The sequence below is a fragment of the Variovorax sp. Soil_C_26 genome (genome assembly GCF_057657075.1).
Genome location: NZ_JBDGJC010000001.1, coordinates 830,618 through 849,205 on the forward strand (window position 1 = coordinate 830,618; position 18,588 = coordinate 849,205).

General features: G+C 68.6%; 15 protein-coding genes. 1 reads left to right on the plus strand and 14 read right to left on the minus strand.

All coding sequences use genetic code 11. The features are described from left to right. Window positions 1–132: 132 nt before the first annotated feature. The 4 genes from guaD to AC3A6G_RS04020 form a co-directional block, all read right to left on the minus strand. Complete coding sequence (guaD, locus tag AC3A6G_RS04005; RefSeq protein WP_487873119.1) at window positions 133–1,422, minus strand: guanine deaminase; 1,290 nt, start codon at window positions 1,420–1,422, stop codon at window positions 133–135. A gap of 115 nt (window positions 1,423–1,537) precedes the next feature. Beyond that, window positions 1,538–2,644 (minus strand): BMP family ABC transporter substrate-binding protein, encoded by a 1,107-nt coding sequence (locus AC3A6G_RS04010; RefSeq protein WP_487873120.1) that lies wholly within the window; start codon window positions 2,642–2,644, stop codon window positions 1,538–1,540. Between the two features lie 109 nt (window positions 2,645–2,753). Next, window positions 2,754–3,146, minus strand: a complete 393-nt coding sequence (locus tag AC3A6G_RS04015) for a carboxymuconolactone decarboxylase family protein (protein ID WP_487873121.1) — start codon at window positions 3,144–3,146, stop codon at window positions 2,754–2,756. A gap of 12 nt (window positions 3,147–3,158) precedes the next feature. Beyond that, window positions 3,159–4,232, minus strand: coding sequence for an adenosine deaminase (locus AC3A6G_RS04020; RefSeq protein WP_487873122.1), 1,074 nt, complete (start codon window positions 4,230–4,232; stop codon window positions 3,159–3,161). A 200-nt stretch (window positions 4,233–4,432) separates the two neighbouring features. Here AC3A6G_RS04020 and AC3A6G_RS04025 point away from each other — a divergent pair, with 200 nt between their 5' ends. Then, a complete protein-coding gene (locus AC3A6G_RS04025; protein WP_487858342.1) occupies window positions 4,433–4,771 on the plus strand; it encodes a hypothetical protein in 339 nt (112 codons plus the stop codon). Window positions 4,772–4,831: 60 nt separating this feature from the next. On the opposite strand, the gene AC3A6G_RS04030 is transcribed toward AC3A6G_RS04025, so the two are convergent. The 10 genes from AC3A6G_RS04030 to AC3A6G_RS04075 form a co-directional block, all read right to left on the minus strand. Next, window positions 4,832–5,596: a hypothetical protein gene (locus tag AC3A6G_RS04030; protein WP_487873123.1), complete on the minus strand. Its 765-nt coding sequence runs from the start codon at window positions 5,594–5,596 to the stop codon at window positions 4,832–4,834. A gap of 82 nt (window positions 5,597–5,678) precedes the next feature. Then, window positions 5,679–6,851, minus strand: coding sequence for a BMP family ABC transporter substrate-binding protein (locus tag AC3A6G_RS04035; RefSeq protein ID WP_487858344.1), 1,173 nt, complete (start codon window positions 6,849–6,851; stop codon window positions 5,679–5,681). Between the two features lie 49 nt (window positions 6,852–6,900). Continuing rightward, complete coding sequence (locus AC3A6G_RS04040) at window positions 6,901–7,824, minus strand: ABC transporter permease (protein ID WP_487873124.1); 924 nt, start codon at window positions 7,822–7,824, stop codon at window positions 6,901–6,903. Window positions 7,825–7,947: 123 nt separating this feature from the next. Further along, the gene (locus AC3A6G_RS04045; protein ID WP_487858346.1) at window positions 7,948–9,096 is read right to left on the minus strand and encodes an ABC transporter permease; all 1,149 of its coding nucleotides are present in this window, start codon (window positions 9,094–9,096) and stop codon (window positions 7,948–7,950) included. Then, window positions 9,083–10,615, minus strand: a complete 1,533-nt coding sequence (locus tag AC3A6G_RS04050) for an ABC transporter ATP-binding protein (RefSeq protein WP_487873125.1) — start codon at window positions 10,613–10,615, stop codon at window positions 9,083–9,085. The genes AC3A6G_RS04045 and AC3A6G_RS04050 overlap by 14 nt, the downstream gene beginning before the upstream one ends. Before the next feature lie 104 nt (window positions 10,616–10,719). Continuing rightward, on the minus strand, window positions 10,720–12,099 hold the full coding sequence (locus AC3A6G_RS04055; RefSeq protein ID WP_487858348.1) for an NCS2 family permease: 1,380 nt from the start codon (window positions 12,097–12,099) through the stop codon (window positions 10,720–10,722). A gap of 88 nt (window positions 12,100–12,187) precedes the next feature. Then, window positions 12,188–13,147 carry a LysR family transcriptional regulator gene (locus AC3A6G_RS04060; RefSeq protein WP_487858349.1) on the minus strand — a complete coding sequence of 320 codons (960 nt, stop codon included), beginning with the start codon at window positions 13,145–13,147 and terminating at the stop codon, window positions 12,188–12,190. 63 nt (window positions 13,148–13,210) lie between these two features. Further along, window positions 13,211–15,679, minus strand: a complete 2,469-nt coding sequence (xdhB, locus tag AC3A6G_RS04065) for a xanthine dehydrogenase molybdopterin binding subunit (RefSeq protein WP_487873126.1) — start codon at window positions 15,677–15,679, stop codon at window positions 13,211–13,213. A gap of 2 nt (window positions 15,680–15,681) precedes the next feature. Continuing rightward, a complete protein-coding gene (xdhA, locus tag AC3A6G_RS04070; protein ID WP_487873127.1) occupies window positions 15,682–17,292 on the minus strand; it encodes a xanthine dehydrogenase small subunit in 1,611 nt (536 codons plus the stop codon). Window positions 17,293–17,474: 182 nt separating this feature from the next. Next, window positions 17,475–18,497: a LacI family DNA-binding transcriptional regulator gene (locus tag AC3A6G_RS04075; protein ID WP_487864116.1), complete on the minus strand. Its 1,023-nt coding sequence runs from the start codon at window positions 18,495–18,497 to the stop codon at window positions 17,475–17,477. Window positions 18,498–18,588 lie beyond the last annotated feature (91 nt).

Genomic DNA, 18,588 nt, shown 5'->3' on the forward strand with positions numbered 1-18,588 from the left:
TCGTGTCGCTTCGCCAACCCCCTCAAGGGGGCAACACCAGCGGCCCGGCAAAGCCGGTTCCGCGGCGTTTCCCGAAGGTACCCGCTGCGCCGCTAGGTCGGCGATTGTGGCATGGGCGAACTGCGCGTCCGCTCACCCCGCCTGCGAAATCACCGTGCGCTCGATCAGCCGGTCGTCGCCAAGCACGATCATCGCGAACAGCAGTTCCTCGAGGTTCTCGGCGCGCACGGCCTTGCGCGCGAGCAGCGGCGTGGCCTGCTGCGGGTTGAGCACCAGGAAGTCGGCCTCGCAGCCGGGCTGCAGGTTGCCGATCACGCCGTCGAGCCCCAGGGCGCGCGCCGCGCCGCCGGTGTGGCGCCACCAGAGCTCGGACGGCGCAATGCTCAGGCCGGGCTTGGTCTGGCCCTCGCGGCCGACGTAGTAGGCCGCCATCATCGTGTGGAAGGGGCTGAAGCTGGTGCCGCCGCCCACGTCGCTCGCGAGGCCGTACGGAAACCCGGTGCGGTCGGCCGCCCCGAAGTCGAAGAAGCCGCTGCCGAGGAACAGGTTGCTGGTCGGGCTCACGGCGGCCGCGGTCTTCGTGTCGCGCATCAGCGCGCGGTCGGTGTCGTCGAGGTAGATGCAGTGCGCGTACACGGCCCGCTCGCGCATCAGGCCGAAACCCGCGTACACGTCGAGGTAGGAACGCGATTGCGGATAGAGCTCGCGCACCCAGGCCACCTCGTCGCGGTTCTCGGCCACGTGCGACTGGATCCAGGTGTCGGAGTACTTCGCGGCCAGCTCGCCGGCGCCGCGCATCTGGGCGTCGGTGCTCGCGGGCGCGAAGCGCGGCGTGATCGCGTAGCCCAGGCGATCGGTGCCGTGCCACTTGCGGATCAGGGCCTCGGAATCGACCAGGCTCTGCGCGGTCTCATCGCGCACGCCGTCGGGCGAATGGCGGTCCTGCAGCACCTTGCCCGAGATCATGCGCAGGCCCCGTTGCTGCGCGGCCTCGAAGAAAGCATCGACCGAGGCCACGTGCGAGGTCGCGAAGGTCAGCGCCGTCGTCACGCCGTTGCGCAGCAGCTCGTCGAAGAACACCTCGGCGACTTCGTTCGAATGCGCGGGGTCGGCGAACTTCGCTTCCGCGGGGAAGGTGTAGTTCTCGAGCCAGGGCAAGAGGCCCGGCGACGGCGAGCCGATGATGTCGGTCTGCGGAAAGTGGATGTGCATGTCCACGAAGCCCGGCGCGAGGATGCGGCCCGGCAGTGTGGTGAGTTCGGCGTCGGGATGGCGCGGCGACACGGCCGCATGGCTGCCCGCGTCGAGCACGCGCTGTCGGCCGGCCCCATCGGGCGCGACGACCAGCAGGCCGTCCTCGTCGAAAACGGGCTGGCCGGCAGCGTCGAAACGCAGGAGGGAGGCGCGGTAGGCTTTTTTCATCGTGGCTGCGGAGGGTAAACCAGCCCTGCGCCGGCGCAATTTCCCTGCGTGTATGAATGCTATATGCCCAGGCCACTCGCGCGCCGGCGCGTCGGCGCTCCCACGGCCCAGTGCCTCAGCGCCCCACCCGCCCCTGCACGCCCTCGGCGAGCCAGTTCATCTTGAGGATCTGCTCGTCGGTCAGCTGCGCGCCCTTGGCAATGACGGTGCGTCCTTCGTTGTCGCGCACGTCGGCGGCCACCGCGCGAAACGGCTGCAGCTTGCCCGACGCGATGTCCTTCTGCCGCGCCAGCACTTCGTCCTGCACCGCCTTGGGCACCTTCGCGCCGAAGTCGCCGACGCGGATCAGGCCTTCCTTCACACCGCCCCAGAGATTGCCGCTCTTCCAGGTGCCGTCGAGCACGGCCTTGGCCCGGGCGGTGTAATAGCCGCCCCACTGGTGCGTGACGGCGACGATCTGCGCGTCGGGGGCCGTCTTGCGCATGTCGGAGTGGTAGGCCACGGCCATCTTGCCGCGCTCCTGCGCCGCGGCCATCACTGCGGTCGAGCCGGTGTGGAAGGCCAGCACGTCGGCGTTCTGGTTGAAGAGCGCCATCGCGGCGTCGCGCTCCTTCGGCGGATCGAACCATTCGTTGAGCCACACCACCGCCACTTTTGCCTGCGGGTTCACCGAGCGCAAGCCGAGCGTGAAGGCATTGATGCCCTGCAGCACCTCCGGGATCGGAAAGCCCGCCACGTAGCCGGCGATGTTCGTCTTCGTCATGCGGCCTGCGGCAATGCCCGCAAGGTAGCGCCCTTCGTAGTAGCGCGCGTTCGATGTCGCGACATTGGGCGCGGTCTTGTAGCCCGTGACCGACTCGAACTTCACGTCCGGAAAGTCGCGCGCCACCTTGAGCGTGGGCTCCATGTAGCCGAAGCTCGGCGTGAAGATCAGCCCATGGCCCTGTTGCGCCAGATCCCGGATCACGCGCTCGGCATCGGCGCCTTCGGGCACGTTCTCGACGAAGCTGGTCTTGACCCTGTCGCCCAGCGCCGCTTCGACGGCCTTGCGGCCCTCTTCGTGCTGGCGCACCCAGCCGGCGTCGGTGACGGGCGTGACGTAGACGAAGCCGATCTTCAACGGCGGCCCTTTCGGCGCCTGCGGCTGTTGCGAGAAGGCGGGAGATAAAAAGCAAGCGGCTGCCCACGCCAGAACGGCGCGGCCCGCGAGGTTTTTGTACATGGTGTTCCTCTACATGGCCCCGGAAAAACAAAAGCCCCGCAGCCGCCGGGACGCCGGCTGCGGGGCTGGGGATTCTACCTAGGAGGCTGTCGGGCTTGTCGGGCTTGCCTTACGCGTCGAAGGCGGGATCGATTGGCACCCTGTAGCCGTTGACGAGCCGGTTCGTCTCGTTGGCCATGCCGACGACCGCCATCAGCTCGGCGAACATCGCGGGCGTCATGCCGGCCTTCTCGGCGCCCGCGTGATGGCTTGCGGTGCAATAGCCGCAGCCGTTGCTCACGCTCACCGCGAGGTACACCATCTCCTTGACCACCGGATCGAGCGCACCCGGCGCCATCACCTCCTTGAGGCTGGCCCAGGTGCGCCGCAGCGTCGCAGGATCGTTCGCGAGGTACTTCCAGAAGTTGTTGACGTCGGGCACGTTGCGCACGGCCTTGATGTCGTCGAACACGGCCTTCACCTCGTCGGGCGCGTCCGCGTAGTCGATCGGTTGGGGTTTCATGGGGGCTCCAGTTCAGGCGTCGGCAGAGAAGCGCGCGAAGACGGCGTCGAGCCGCGTCAGGTAGTCGCGCCTGGCCGCTTCGTCGATGAAGCTGCCCTCGAAGCTGTTGGCCGCGAGCTGCCACGCATGCCGCACGCCGAGCCCCGTGGCCGCGAAGGTCTGCAGGAAGTTCTGGTTCATGTAGCCGCCGAAGTAGGCCGGGTCGTCCGAGTTGACGGTGGCGACCAGCCCCGCATCGAGCAGCGCGCCGAGGTTGTGCTGCGCGAGGTCGGGGAACACGCAGAGCTTGAGGTTCGACAGCGGGCACACGGTGAGCGGAATGCGGTCTTGCGCGAGCCGCTGCATCAGCGCCGGATCCTTCACGCTCTGCACGCCATGGTCGACGCGCTCGACCTTCAGCACGTCGAGCGCACTCCAGACGTACTCGGGCGGGCCCTCCTCGCCGGCATGCGCGACCAGATGCAATCCCAGCTCGCGGCAGCGCGCGAACACGCGCGCGAACTTCTCGGGCGGATGGCCCACCTCGCTCGAGTCGAGCCCCACGCCGATGAACTTGTCGCGAAAAGGCAGCGCCTGTTCGAGCGTCTCGAAAGCCTCTTCCTCGCTCAGGTGGCGCAGGAAGCACAGGATCAGCGATGCACTCACGCCGAGCTTCGGCCCCGCCGCGGTGCAGGCGCTGTACAGGCCCTCGATGACGGTCTCCATCGCCACGCCGCGCGCGGTGTGCGTCTGAGGGTCGAAGAACATCTCGGTGTGGACCACGTTGTCGGCCGCGGCGCGCTCTAGGTAAGCCCAGGCCATGTCGTGGAAGTCCTGCGCCTTCAGCAGCACGCTCGCGCCGGCGTAGTAGATGTCGAGGAAGCTCTGCAGGTTGGTGAAGGCGTAGGCGCGGCGCAGTTCCTCCACGCTCGCGTAGGGAAGGGCCACGCCGTTGCGCCCGGCGAGCGCGAAGATCAGCTCGGGTTCGAGCGAGCCTTCGATGTGCATGTGCAGCTCGGCCTTGGGCATGGCGCACAGCAGTTCGGGCAGGCGCGCGGCCGGGATGCTATCGAAGCGCTGGTCGAAGGTGGGGCGGAAGTCGGTCATGGCGGGGTCTTGCGCGGGGATGTGGGAATGCGAAAAGTGGCAGCGTGTTCGCGCACAGCATAAAGGCTCGCGACGCCACCGCGATGCGCAAAACCGTATGGCCTGGATTGCAGCGCTTCTACATCGCGGCGGGCGTGGCCTCGTACAGACTGCTCGATCGATTCGCCTGAGCCGGCGGCCCGCTTGATAAGCTGGCAAGCATGCACACCTTGATCAGCATCGCGGCGTATCTCCTGATCGGCATCGCCGTGGCGCCGCTGCTGCTGCTCGGGCTCTATGTGCTGGCCGACCGCCTCGGACTCAAGGTGGCCGATCGCATGCTGTCGCTGACGGCGCGGATCCTCCAGTTGCAGTGGCTCAGCGGCGGCGTGGTGAACATCGTCGGTGGCCTGCTCATCGCCGCGCTCGGTATCTGGGCCGCGCTGTCCCTGGAGCCGCCGCTGCATCGGCTGGCCGGCGCGCTGCTGGTGCCCTTCGGACTCTGGCGGGCCTTCAGGGGCGTGGCCGTGCTCAAGGCGTTTTCGAGCGTCGACCAATAGCACGTCCAGGGCAGCGCGGCCGCGCGGGCGATTGTGGCGCGGGCCGTGAGCCACGAAGAGTCAGGGTTCCGTGTCGCGCGGCAGCCCCGCCGCGGGCGCCGGGCTTGCATCGGCCGCGCCATGGTGCAGGCCGACGCCGACGCCGGCGCCGAGTCCGGCGCCCATGCCCATGCCCGCACCGCTGCCACCACCTCTCGCGCCGCCGCCTCCGCCCGCGCCGCCACCCGCGCGGTCGCTGCGTGTCGGCGTGCCCTTGGTGCGCAGCGGTCCCTGCTTCGGAATGCCGAGTTCCGGCGGCACCGGTGCCAGGTCGAGCACCTCGCGGATGAAGGTGCGCAGCGAGACCACCAGTTCGGCCGTTTCCACGCTGCGTCCCGCCGCCATGTCGCTGGCCGCCTGCGCCGCCAGCCGGACCTGCGCCTCGGTGCCCAGCAGGATCACGTCGGACAGCGCGCCCTCGACCGCGTCGCGGATGCGGCGGCGCCGGTCCGATGCCGGAAGTCCGTCCTCGTCCGCGCCCTCGGTGGCTTCACCTGCAATCGCGGCTTGCCCGCCGGCCCGCGCCTGAGACCGCCGTTCCCGCAGGTCGCGCAAGTGGCTCGGGTCCACCGCCAGTTCACCGGTGAACGACCCGCCGAGCACCTTGTAGGCCGCGATCAACGTCTTCAGCCGCTCATTGATCTGCCGGTTCTGCCGCTCCCGCCGTTGCTGCACGCTGAGCATCACCACGATGCGGATGCCGACCGCCACGATCGAGACCAGCACCAGTCCGAGGAGCGTGGAGACAAGGCCTTGCCAGGAGGTGAAGTCGAGTGGGTTGCGCATCGATGGCTCCAGTTGAAACGGATGAAACGACAACGGGCCATGCCCCTGAAGGCATGGCCCGTTGATGATCCGGCGCTGTGTCTTACTTCTTGTCCCCGCCCGGCACCTTGCCTTCCACGCCCTTGACGTAGAAGTTCACGCCCGACAGGAACTTGTCGTCGGCCACCGCGTCCTTGGCGACCAGTTCCTTGCCGTCCTGGCCCAGGATGGGGCCTTTCCAGATCGAGAAGCTGCCGTCCTTCAGGCCCTTCTTCACTTCCTCGACCTTGGCCTTGGTTTCAGCCGGCACGTCTTCGGCGATCGAGACGATGTCGATCGCGCCTTCCTTCACGCCCCACCAGCTCTGGCCGGTGGTCCACTTGCCGTCGATCGCGTCCTGCGTGGCCTTGATGTAGTACGGCGCCCAGTTGATGGTGGCCGACGCGAGGTGGGCCTTGGGGCCGTAGGCGGTCATGTCCGAATCCCAGCCGAAGGCGCGCTTGCCTTTTTCCTGCGCGGTCTTGAGCACGGCCGGCGAGTCGGTGTTCTGGAACAGGACGTCGGCGCCGCCGTTGATGAGGGCGGTGGCGGCCTCGGTCTCCTTGGGCGGGCTGAACCATTCGTTGACCCACACGACCTTGGTGGTGATCTTCGGGTTGACCGACTGCGCGCCCATGGTGAAGCTGTTGATGTTGCGCAGCACCTCGGGGATCGGCACCGAGCCCACCACGCCGAGCGTGTTGCTCTTGGTCATGGCGCCGGCAATGATGCCGGCCATGTACGCGCCTTCGTAGGTGCGGCTGTCGTAGGTGCGCATGTTCTCGGCCGTCTTGTAGCCGGTGGCATGCTCGAACTTGACGTCCTTGCTGTCGTTGGCCACCTTGAGCATCGGCTCCATGTAGCCGAAGGTGGTACCGAAGATCAGCTTGTTGCCCTGGCCGACCAGGTCGCGGAACACGCGCTCGGCGTCGGCGCCCTCGGGCACGCTCTCCACGAAGGTGGTCTTGATCTTGTCGCCGAACTCCTTCTCGAGCGCCTTGCGGCCGTTGTCGTGCGCAAAGGTCCAGCCGCCATCGCCGACCGGACCGATGTAGGCGAACGCGATGTTGAGCGGCGCTGCGGGTGCCGGTGCCGCGGCGGCGGGCGCCGGTGCGGGCGTCGGCGCCGCGGCGGGTGCAGCCGGCTCCTCCGTCTTGCCGCAGCCGATCAGGGCCGCCGAAGCCACCGCGGTCAGGGCGGCGAGCTTGAGCAGGGAGCGCTTGTTCAGGTCATTCATTGTCGGAATCCTAAAAAAAGGACGGTTGGCGGAAAAACGAAAAGCGAGATTATGAGCCGGGGTAGAACGGCTTTCCGATCGAGGCCGGCATGTTGATGCGGATGAACGCCGGATTGCGCGAGATCAGCGCCAGCACCACGATGGGCGCGATGTACTGCAGCATGCTGAGGAACTGGGCGGGCACGTCGACGCCGCTGCTCTGCAAATGGAAGCCCAGCATCGACACGCCGCCGAACAGGTAGGCGCCCAGCAGCACGCGCATGGGCCGCCAGGTGGCGAAGGTGGTGAGCGCGAGCGCGATCCAGCCGCGGCCCGCGACCATGCCCTCGACCCACAGCGGCGTGTAGACGGTCGAGAGGTACGCGCCCGCAAGCCCGCAGAGAGCACCGCCAGCGACCACGGCCATGAAGCGGATGCGGCGCACCGGGTAGCCGAGCGCATGCGCCGATTCAGGCGATTCGCCGACCGAGCGCAGCACGAGGCCGGCGCGCGTGCGGTAGAGAAACCAGATGAGCCCGACCGTCAACAACACCGCGATGTACACCATCGGGTGGTGGCGGAACAGCGCGGGGCCGACGAGGGGAATCTCGCTGAGCCACGGTATGGCGTACGACACGCTCTCCGGCAGCCGCGCCTGCACGAAGTTGATGCCGACGAAGGCCGAAAAGCCGACGCCGAACAGGCTCAGCGCGAGCCCGGTGGCGTACTGGTTGGTGTTGAGCCAGATCACCAGCACACCGAAGAAGGCCGCGAGCAGTGCGCCGGCGGCCATGCCGGCCAGGAAGCCGAGCCAGGGGTTGTGGGTGGTGACGACGGTCGCGAAGCCTGCGATGGCGGCGCAGAGCATCATGCCCTCGGCGCCGAGGTTGACGATGCCGGCCTTCTCGTTGATCAAGAGGCCCAGCGCCGCGATCGCGAGCACGGTGCCGGCGCTAAGTGTGGAGCCCAAAAGGAGTGCGTAGCTGTCAAACATGTTGCTCGCCCCCAAGCTGCGCGGCACTGCGTGTCCGCTCCGCCAACCCCCTACCGGGGGCAACACCAGCGGCCCGGCAAAGCCGGTTCCGCGGTGTTCCTGGAAGTGAATTCATCGTGTGCTTCATGTGGACTCCGTGGAACGCACGATCGGCGCGGTCAAAGGCGTGCTGGCTTGCAGCGAGCCTGTCGTCAACGTGGGCCCCGCCGCTTTCGCAGCGGCCTTTCGGCGGATGCGGTAGGCGATCAACGTGTCGCAGGCCAGCAGCGTGAACAGCAGCAGCCCCTGGAACACGCCCGTGAGCGACTTGGGCAGGCCCAGGCGCGACTGCGCGAGCTCACCGCCGATATAGAACATGCTCATGAGGATGGCCGAGAACACCATGCCGACCGGATGCAGTCGCCCCACGAAGGCCACGATGATCGCGGCGAAGCCGTAGCCTGCGGGCACGTACGGCGTCAGTTGGCCCAGCGGGCCGGCGACTTCGAGCGCACCGGCTAGGCCCGCCGCGCCGCCCGAGACCAGCAGCGCTGTCCACACCGCGCGCCGCGCCGAGAAGCCCGCGTAGCGCGCCGCCGCCGGTGCCAGTCCGCCGACCTGCTGTGCGAAACCGGCACGCGTGCGGAAAAGAAAGACCCAGAGCACGCCCACGCCTACCAGCGCGATGATCAGCCCGATGCTCACGCGCGAGCCCTTGAAGAGCCGCGGAATCTGCGTCACGGCCTCGAAGGTCTTCGACTGCGGGAAGTTGTAGCCCTGCGGATCTTTCCAGGGGCCGAACACCATGTAGCTCAAGAGCAGCGTCGCCACGTACACCAGCATCAGGCTCACGAGAATTTCATTGGCGTTGAAGCGGTCGCGCAGGAACGCCACGATGCCGGCCCACACCATGCCGCCGAGCGTGCCCGCCACGAGAATCGCCCCGACGATCCACGAACCGGTGGTCTTGTCGGCCATCAGCGCCACGCCGCCCGCTGCGATGGCGCCGAACACGAACTGGCCCTCGGCGCCGATGTTCCAGACGTTCGAACGGAAGCACACCGCCAGGCCGAGCGCGATGATCAGCAGCGGCGTGGCCTTGATCGTGAGTTCGCCGATCGCGTAGCCGTTCTTGATGGGCTCGTAGAAGAACACCAGCAGGCCCTTGACGGGGTCCTTGCCGAGCGCGGCGAACAGCGCCACGCCGATCAGCACGGTGACCAGCAGCGCCAGGATCGGCGAGGCAAAAGTCCAGAAGCGCGAAAGCTCCGGACGCGCTTCAAGCTTGAGCATGCGCCGCCTCCTTGCCGCCGTTCGCCTGCCAGAGCCCGCTCATCCATTCGCCGATCTGCGGCAGCGTGGCTGCCGCGCGGTCGACCGAGGGCGACAGCCGCCCCTTGGCGATCACGTGCAGGCGATCGCTGATGTCGAACAGCTCGTCGAGTTCTTCACTGACCACCAGCACCGCGCAGCCCGCGTCGCGCAGCGCGAGGATCTCGCCGCGGATCAGCGCGGCGGCGCCCACGTCCACGCCCCAGGTCGGCTGCGAGACGATGAAGAGCTTCGGGTCGGCATCGATCTCGCGCCCGACGATGTATTTCTGCAGGTTGCCGCCCGACAGCGAGCGCGCCGCCGCATGCGGGCCGCCGGCCTTGACGTTGAAGCGCGCAATGATGGCCTTGGCATGCTTCTCGAGCGCCGCGGTGCGGATCCAGCCGCCCCGGCCCACGGCATTGCCGCGCGTGAGCAGCAGGTTGTGCGCGAGCCCGAGCGTGGGCACCGCGCCGCGGCCCAGCCGCTCCTCGGGCACGAAATGCAGGCCGAGCGCCCGCCGCGCGCGCGGCGCAAGCCGTCCGGCGGGCCGGTCGAACACCCGCACCATGGCGGCGCCGGCGCGCACGTCCTCGCCCGAGAGCGCGTAGAGCAGCTCCTTCTGGCCATTGCCCGAGACGCCCGCGATGCCGACCACCTCGCCCGCGCGCACCTCGAACGAGATTGCGTCGAGGTCGACGCCGAACTGGTCCTCGCGCGCCAGCGTGAGGCGCTCGACGGCGAGCGCCACCGCGCCCGCATGCACCGGCCGGTGCGTGAGCGGCGGCGGCTCGGAGCCGATCATCAGCCGCGACAGCGACTCGTTGCTTTCCTGCCGCGGGTCGCACACGCCCGTGACCTTGCCGCCGCGCAGCACCGTGCAGGCGGTGCAGAGTTCGCGGATCTCGTGCAGCTTGTGGCTGATGTAGAGGATGCTGCAGCCTTCGGACGCCAGCTTGTTGAGCACTGCGAACAACTTGCCCACCGCCTGCGGCGTGAGCACCGAGGTCGGCTCGTCGAGGATCAGGAGCCGGGGGTTGGTGAGCAGCGCGCGGATGATCTCCACGCGCTGCATCTCACCGACCGACAGCGTGTGCACCGGCCGCGAAGGGTCGATGTCCAGGCCGTACTCGCTCGCCTTGGCCGAGATGCTGCGCGCCACTTCGGCGAGCGCCAGCGACTTGTCCAGGCCGAGCCACACGTTCTCGGCCACGGTGAGCGTGTCGAACAGACTGAAGTGCTGAAACACCATGCTGATGCCCAGCGCCCTCGCCTGCTGCGGGTTGCGCAGTTGCACGGGCTCGCCGTCGAAACCCACGGTGCCCTCGTCGGGCTTGACCGAGCCGTAGATGATCTTCATCAGCGTCGACTTGCCGGCGCCGTTCTCGCCGAGCACGGCATGGATCTCGCCGGGGGCGACGGCCAGCGAGATGTCGCTGTTCGCCACCACCGCCGGATAGCGCTTCGTGATGTTGGCGAGCTGGAGTCTGGGAGTGGTCATGCCGGGTTTCGTGGGTTTGTCTCGTTCAACAGCAAACAAAGCGGGGCAGCTATTAGTTTAATAGCGCCCCGCCCGAAATCGGCGCCCCCGGCGGGCGCTCCCGGTCAGTGCCCGCCGATGTAGGCGAACTTGAACAGGAAGATCGCCGCGATCACCCAGACCATCACATGCACTTCCCGTGCCCGGCCGGTGAACAGCTTGAGCACCGCATACGTGATGAAGCCGAAGGCCAGCCCGTTGGCGATCGAATAGGTGAAGGGCATCGCCAGCGCGGTGACCACCGCGGGGATCACCTCGGTGGTGTCTTCCCAGTCGAGCTCGACCAGGTCGCGCAGCATCAGGCAGCCCACGAACAGAAGCGCCGGCGCGGTGGCATAGGCCGGCACCGAGCCCGCGAGCGGCGAGATCATGAGGCAGGCCAGGAACAGCACGGCGACCACCACCGCGGTGAGGCCGGTGCGCCCGCCCGCCTGCACGCCGGCCGCGCTCTCGACGTAGGCCGTGGTGCTCGAGGTGCCGAGCAGCGAGCCCGCGAAGATCGCGCCGCTGTCGGCCAGGAGCGCCTTGTTCATCCGCTCCATCTTGCCGGGCACCAGCAGCCCGGCGCGCTTGGCCACGCCCATCAGCGTGCCGGTGGCGTCGAACATCTCGACCAGGAAGAACACCAGCACCACGTTGAGGATGCCGCCCTGGAGCGCGCCCATGATGTCGAGCTCGAGGAAGGTGGGCATGACCGACGGCGGCGCGGCGAAGATGCCGTTGAACTTGTTGCCGCCGAAGAAGAACGACAGTACCGTCACCACCATGATGCCGACCAGGATCGCGCCGCGAACCTTGAGCCGGTCGAGCACCACGATGATCAGGAAACCCAGCGTGGCCAGGATCACCGGCGGCGAATGCAGGTTGCCGAGCGTCACGAAGGTGGCGGGCGAGGCGGCCACCACGCCGGCGCTCTTGAGCGCGATGAGCGCGAGGAACATGCCGATGCCCACCGTGATCGCGGTTCTGAGCGACTGCGGTATGCCCCGGATGAACAGCTCCCGCAGCCCCGTGACCGTCACCACGAGGAACAGGCAGCCCGAGATGAACACCGCGCCGAGCGCCACCTGCCACGTGTAGCCCATGCCCAGCACCACCACGTACGAGAAGTAGGCGTTCAGCCCCATGCCCGGCGCCATCGCGATCGGGTAGTTGGCATACAGGCCCATGATCAGCGTGCCCAGCGCCGCGATCAGGCAGGTGGCCACGAACACCGCGCCCTTCGGCATGCCCGCGTCGCCGAGGATCGACGGGTTGACGAAGATGATGTAGGCCATCGTCAGGAAGGTGGTGAGGCCGGCGATGACCTCGGTGCGCACCGTCGTGTTGTGCTCGGCCAGGCCGAACATGCGCTCGAGCCAGCCTCCGCCGTGCGGCACGCCGCGCGCGGCCGCCACCGGTGCGGCGGGATCGGTGAGCTTGGGCACCTCTTCAAACCTGTTCATTTCGCTTGTCTCCAGCTGTTGTATTGGGCGGTCGTTGTTTCATCGTGCCTTTCCGGGCGCGACGCCGGCGCGACCGGGGGCTCACCGCTCAGGGCGGATCGGGGCTGTCGGGGGCGTGCGGGGGCCGCAGCGATGCCGCCACGCCCTTGATGCAGTCGCGCAGCCAGCGCGCGGAACTCGACGAATGGGTGCGCTCGTGCCAGAGCTGGTAGTACATGAGCCGCGGCAGGGCCACCGGGCAGTCGAGGATCTTCACCGGCAGCCGCGCCGCGAAGCGCTCGCAGTACTGGCGGCCCGTGGTCAGCACCAGCAGGCTGGAGGCGACCATGTCGGGGATGAGCCCGAAGTGCGCGCAACGCGCCGTGATATTGCGCTGCCGCCCGAGCTCGTCGAGCATCTGGTCGATGATGCCGCGCCCGCCGGGATGCATCGGCGTGGGCGCGATGTGCTCGGCCGCGAGCCAGGTTTCGAGGTCCCAGCCGCGGCGCACCGCCGGGTGGTCCTGGTTGACGAGCGACACCACCTCGTCGCCGAAGAGCCGCGCCATGTGCAGGTCTTCGGGCGGCTTCAGCCAGTTGCCGATCACCAGGTCGACCTGGCCGAGCGACAGATGGCCGTGGTAGTCGGAGTCGGGCGAGAGCGCGTGGATCTCGATGTGGCACAACGGCGCCTCGCGCTTGACCTGCGCCACGAGCATCGGCAGGAACAGCGGGTCCATGTAGTCGCTCGCGGCGATCCGGAAGGTGGTGGCCGCCGACTGCGGCTCGAAGCCGCGCGCATCGGAGAACAGCATCTCGGCGGCGCGCAGGATGCTCGCGGCCGGTTCGATCATGCGCAGCCCCGCGTCGGTGGGCACCATGCCCGAGCCCGAGCGCACCAGGAGCGGATCGCCCGAGAGCTCGCGCAGCCGCTTGAGCGCCGCCGACACGGCCGGCTGGTACATGCCCAGGCGGATGGCGGCGCGCGAGACGCTGCGGTCGGTCAGCACGGTGTGGAGCACCCGGATGAGGTGAAGATCGATCTTGTCGAAAAGAGCCTGGTCGCGCATGGGCCGCTCGTACGGTAGTGGACGGTGCGAGCGGTTATACGCCGGGGATCGAGGCGCCGGCGGTCATCCCGCCTGCGCAGCGGTCGCGGCGGTCACTGCCGTGACCGCGCGCAGGATCGCCTCGCTCGTCGCGGGCGCCTTGAGCGGCGGATCGACGCGGTGCCCGCCCGCGGCCGACACCGCGTCGCGGATCGCGAAGAACACCGAGAACGGCAGCAACAGCGGCGGCTCGCCCACGGCCTTGCTGCGGTGGATGGAATCTTCCGCGTTCTGGCCGTCGAACAGGCGCACGTTGAACACCGGCGGGCAGTCGTTGGCGGTGGGGATCTTGTAGGTGCTCGGCGCATGCGTGGTGAGCTTGCCGCTCTGCGGATGCCACACGAGTTCCTCGGTGGTGAGCCAGCCCATGCCCTGGATGAAAGCACCTTCGACCTGGCCGATGTCCACGGCCGGGTTGAGCGACTTGCCCGCGTCGTGCAGGATGTCGGCGCGCAGGAGCTTCCATTCGCCGGTGAGCGTGTCCACCACCACCTCGCTCACCGCCGCGCCATAGGCGAAGTAGTAGAACGGGCGGCCCTGCATCCTGTCCTTGTCCCAGCTCAGGCCCGGCGTGGCGTAGAAGCCGTCCGACCAGAGCTGCTTGCGGTCGAGGTAGGCCTCGCCCACCACGGTGCTGAAGGCCAGCGTGCGGCCGTTGACCTCGACCTGGTCGTTCGCGAAGCGCACCGCGGCCGCGTCGCCGCCGTGGCGCTCGGCCGCGCACGCCGCCAGGCGCTCGCGGATCTGGCGCGCGGCGTCCTGCGCGGCCTTGCCGTTGAGGTCGGCGCCCGTCGAGGCGGCCGTGGCCGAGGTGTTGGCCACCTTGGTGGTGTCGGTGGCCGTCACGCGCACGCGATCGAAGCTCACGCCCAGCTCGTGCGCCACCACCTGCGCCACCTTGGTGTTGAGGCCCTGTCCCATTTCCGTGCCGCCGTGGTTCACGAGGATGGAGCCGTCGGTGTACACATGCACCAGCGCGCCGGCCTGGTTGAAGTGCTTCACGTTGAAGGAGATGCCGAACTTCAGCGGCGCCAGCGCCAGGCCGCGCTTGAGCACCGGGCTCTTCGCGTTGAAGGCGGCGATCTCCTCGCGCCGCGCGCGGTAGTCGCTGGTGGCTTCGAGTTCGGCGACGAGCTCGTGCACGATGTTGTCGGTCACGGTCTGGCGGTAGGGCGTGACGTTGTTCTCCGTCTTGCCGTAGAAGTTGACGCGCCGCACGTCGAGCGGATCGCGGCCCAGCGCACGCGCCACCGAGTCGAGGATGTTCTCGACCGCGATCGCGCCCTGCGGCCCGCCGAAGCCGCGGAACGCGGTGTTGCTCTGCGTGTTGGTCTTGCCCGAGTAGCCGTGCATCGCCACGTTCGGCAGCCAGTAGGCGTTGTCGAAGTGGCACAGCGCGCGCGTCATCACCGGGCCCGAGAGGTCGGCCGAATGGCCGGCGCGCGAGACCATGGTGATCTCCGCGCCGAGAATGCGGCCCTCGTCGTCGTAACCCACGTCGTACTCGTACCAGAAGCAGTGGCGTCGGCCGGTGATCATGAAATCGTCGTCGCGGTCGAGCCGCAGCTTCACGGGGCGCTGCAGCTGCCGCGCCGCGATGGCGGCCACGCAGGCAAAGAGCGCCGACTGCGATTCCTTGCCGCCGAAGCCGCCGCCCATGCGCCGGCATTCGACATGCACCTCGTTCGACTGCAGGTGCAGCGCATGCGCCACCAGGTGCTGCATCTCGCTCGGGTGCTGGGTCGAGCAGTGGATGTGCAGCGCGCCGCCTTCCTTGGGAATGGCGTAGCTGATCTGGCCTTCGAGGTAGAACTGCTCCTGGCCGCCGACGTCGAAGCTCGCCTTGTGGCGGTGCGGTGCACCGGCAATGGCCGCGCGTACCGCGGCCTCGTCGCCTTCGTTGGCCGCGCCGCTGCTGCGCACGATGTGCATCGGCGGCACCACGTACTGGCCGCGCGCATGCGCTTCTTGCGGCGTGAGGACCGGCGGCTCGGCCTCGAGCGTGATCGCATCCTTCGCCCTGGCCGCGGCGCGGCGCGCGGCATCGCGCGTCTCGGCGATCACCGCGAACACGGGTTGGCCGAGGTAGCGGATCTCGCCGCCCGCGTTCACCGGCAGCAGGATCGGGTCGTCATGCACGATCGAGCCGCAGTCGTTGCTGCCCGGGATGTCGTCGGCCGAGAGCACGGCCACCACGCCGGGCATCGCGCGGATCGCATCGAGCGACAGCGCCGTGATGCGGCCGCTGGCCGCCGGCGACAGGCCCAGCGCGCAATGCAGCGTGCCCACGAGCTCGGGAATGTCGTCGATGTAGGTCGCTTCGCCGGCCACATGCAGGTGCGCCGACTCGTGCGGACGGCTGATGCCGACGCGCGCGCCCTGCGCGTGCGCCTGCTTCTCGGCGCCCTGGTCGATGCGCGCGGCCGTGTTCTTCAGGTAGTTCGCGAAGGCCTCTGCGGGTTGCAGCAGCCGGGGGTCGATCGGTTTGTTCATGGTCAGGATCCTTCCGCGGCGGCAGCCGCATGCGGCATCACGCTCCAGACGCTGGTTTCTTCGGTCGCGAGCGGATCGTCGGCACGCGTTTCGAGCCACAGGCGCTGGATCAGGTTCTGCGCCACCTGCATGCGGTAGTCGGCCGACGCGCGCATGTCGGAGAGCGGCTTGAAGTCTTCGGCGAGTGCGCGCTTGGCGGCCTCGACGCTGGCCTGGCGCCAGGGCCGGCCGACGAGCGCGGCCTCGGCTTTCGCGGCACGCCTGACGGTCGCGGCCATGCCGCCGAAGGCGAGGCGCACGGCCTTCACGGTCTCGCCATCGGCCTCGAGCTCGAGCGCGAAGCCCGCGCACAGCGCCGAGATGTCGCAGTCGAAGCGCTTGCTGATCTTGTAGGCGCGCACCTGGCGGCGCATGGCCGCGAGCGGAACGGCCAGCCCCTGCACGAACTCGCCGGGCTGCAGCTGGTTCTTCATGTAGTCGACGTAGAAGTCCGCGAGCGGCATGCGGCGCACCGCCTCGCCGCGGCGCAGTTCGATCTCGGCGTCGAGCGCCATCAGCACCGGCGGCGAATCGCCGATCGGCGAGCCGTTGGCCACGTTGCCGCCCATGGTGCCGGCATGGCGGATCGGCGGCGAGGCAAAGCGCAGCCACACGTCCTCCAGGCTCGGCACGCGCTGCACCAGCGCCGCGAAGGCGGCTTCGAGCGAGGCGCCGGCGCCGATGTAGAGCGCGTCCTCGCGCACTTCGATCGTCTTGAGTTCGGCCACGTCGCCCACGTAGATGATGTCGCCGAGGTCGCGGAACTGCTTGTTGACCCAGAGGCCGACATCGGTCGAGCCCGCGAGCAGCTGTGCACCGGGCTTGCGCTCACGCAGCGTGGCCAGTTGCGCCAGCGTCTTCGGCGCATGGAAGCGGTCGGTGCGCGCACCGAGCGGCGCGGCATATTCGAGCCCGTCGCCGTCCTGCAGCGAAGCGAGCGCGGCCACCACCGGCTTGGTGTCGAGCCGCACGCCGGGCAGGTCGAACATGCGCTGGCCCGCGTCGAGGATCGGCCGGTAGCCGGTGCAGCGGCACAGGTTGCCCGACAGTTCGTCGGCCAGTTGCTGGCGCGTGGGCTGCGTGCCGCGGGCCTGATGGTGCTCGTAGCTCGACCACAGCGACATCACGAAGCCCGGCGTGCAGAAGCCGCACTGCGAGCCGTGGCAGTCGACCAGCGCCTGCTGCACCGGGTGCAGCGTGTGGACGGGGTGCTTGACACCCTTGGGTGGCGCCGCGGTCGCGCACTGCGACTTCAGGTCCTCGACGGTGAACAGCGCCTTGCCATGCAGCGTCGGCAAGAACTGGATGCAGGCATTGACCGTCTGCAGCCGGAGCCCGCCGATCGTGCCGGGCGCCTGGGCGTCGTCGCCCTCGGCCAGTTCGCCGACCACCACCGTGCAGGCGCCGCAGTCGCCTTCGTTGCAGCCTTCCTTGGTGCCGGTGCAGTGCGCGTCCTCGCGCAGCCAGTCGAGCACCGAACGGGTCGGGTGGACGCCGCTCACCTCCACGATCTTGCCGCGGTGGAAGAAGCGGATCGGACGAATCTGGCTGCTGTGGCTGCTGTCGGTGCTCATGCTTTTTGGCTCGTGGGCGGCCCGTGGCGGGCCAGTCATGGACGTTAGCGGCTTGTCCGCGAGGTTGCATACGGGGGCGCCCATAACGCGTATGCGGGCGCCGGTATGGCGCGTACGGGGAAACCCTTGGGCGGGCTGAGCAATTCTCGCGCCATCGGGGAGGCGGCGCGCCCGACGAGCTTCTATGCGCGCGGCCGCCCGGTCGATTCGCGCACCACCAGCGACACGTCGACCTCGTGGTGCAGCGCGGCGGCCTTGCCCGCGAGCGACTTCACGAGGTATTCGCCGGCCCGCGTCCAGACCTCGTCGGTCGGCACATGCATGGTGGTGAGGCTGGGGCGCAGGTGGCGGCTCCATTCGAGGTCGTCGAAGCCCATCACCGACAGGTCGCCGGGCACGTGCAGGCCGCGGCGCTCGGCCTCGAGCAGCACGCCGTAGGCGATCACGTCGTTGCCGCAGACCACGGCCGTGGGCCACTGTTCGCACGGCGGCGACAGCAGCACCCGCGCGCCCTGCCGCGCATCGTCGAGGTGGTAGGGCACCTCGATGTACCACTCGGGCCTGAGCGCGAGGCCGCTCTCGGCCAGCGCGCGCCGCACACCCGAGACGCGCGCCGTGGCGCGGTCGTTGTTCGACGAGATGGCCGCCACCATGCCGATGCGCGTGTGGCCCAGCTCGATCAGGTAGCGGCAAGCGCGGTAGGCCGCGGCCTCGTTGTTGCCGCCCACCGAGGCATAGGGCTTGTCGGGGTGGTACACGCCCACGTTCACGAACGGGATGCGCTGCGAGGCCAAGAGCCGGCGCAGTGCGTCGGTGTGGGTGTCGCCGCGCAGGATCAGCCCGTCGATGCCGCGGCTCGCCATGTTCTGCGCCTGCCGCGCCTCGGTCTCGGGGTCGTAGCCGCTGGTGGACAGCAGCAGCAGGTAGCCCTGCAGCGACAGGTAGCTCTGCAGCGCCTCGATGCCGCGCGCGAACATGGCGTTGTCCACCGTCGGGATGATCGCGCCGATCGTGCGCGTGCGGCGCGAGGAGAGCGCGCGCGCCGCGGCGTCGGGGATGTAGCCGAGCTCGGCGATCGCCGCATCGATGCGCTTGCGCAGGTCGGGGCGCACCGATTCGGGGTTGTTGATCGTGCGCGAAATCGAGGCCGTGGACACGCCCACATGCTTGGCGACGTCACGGATTCCCACGGATTTCGGCTTCATGATGAAACAGTTTACAGGAAACGATACGTTGCCGATCACAGCAATTTTTCGGGGAAATCCCCTAGCCTTTTCCCTGCTGAAGCGTTCTTTT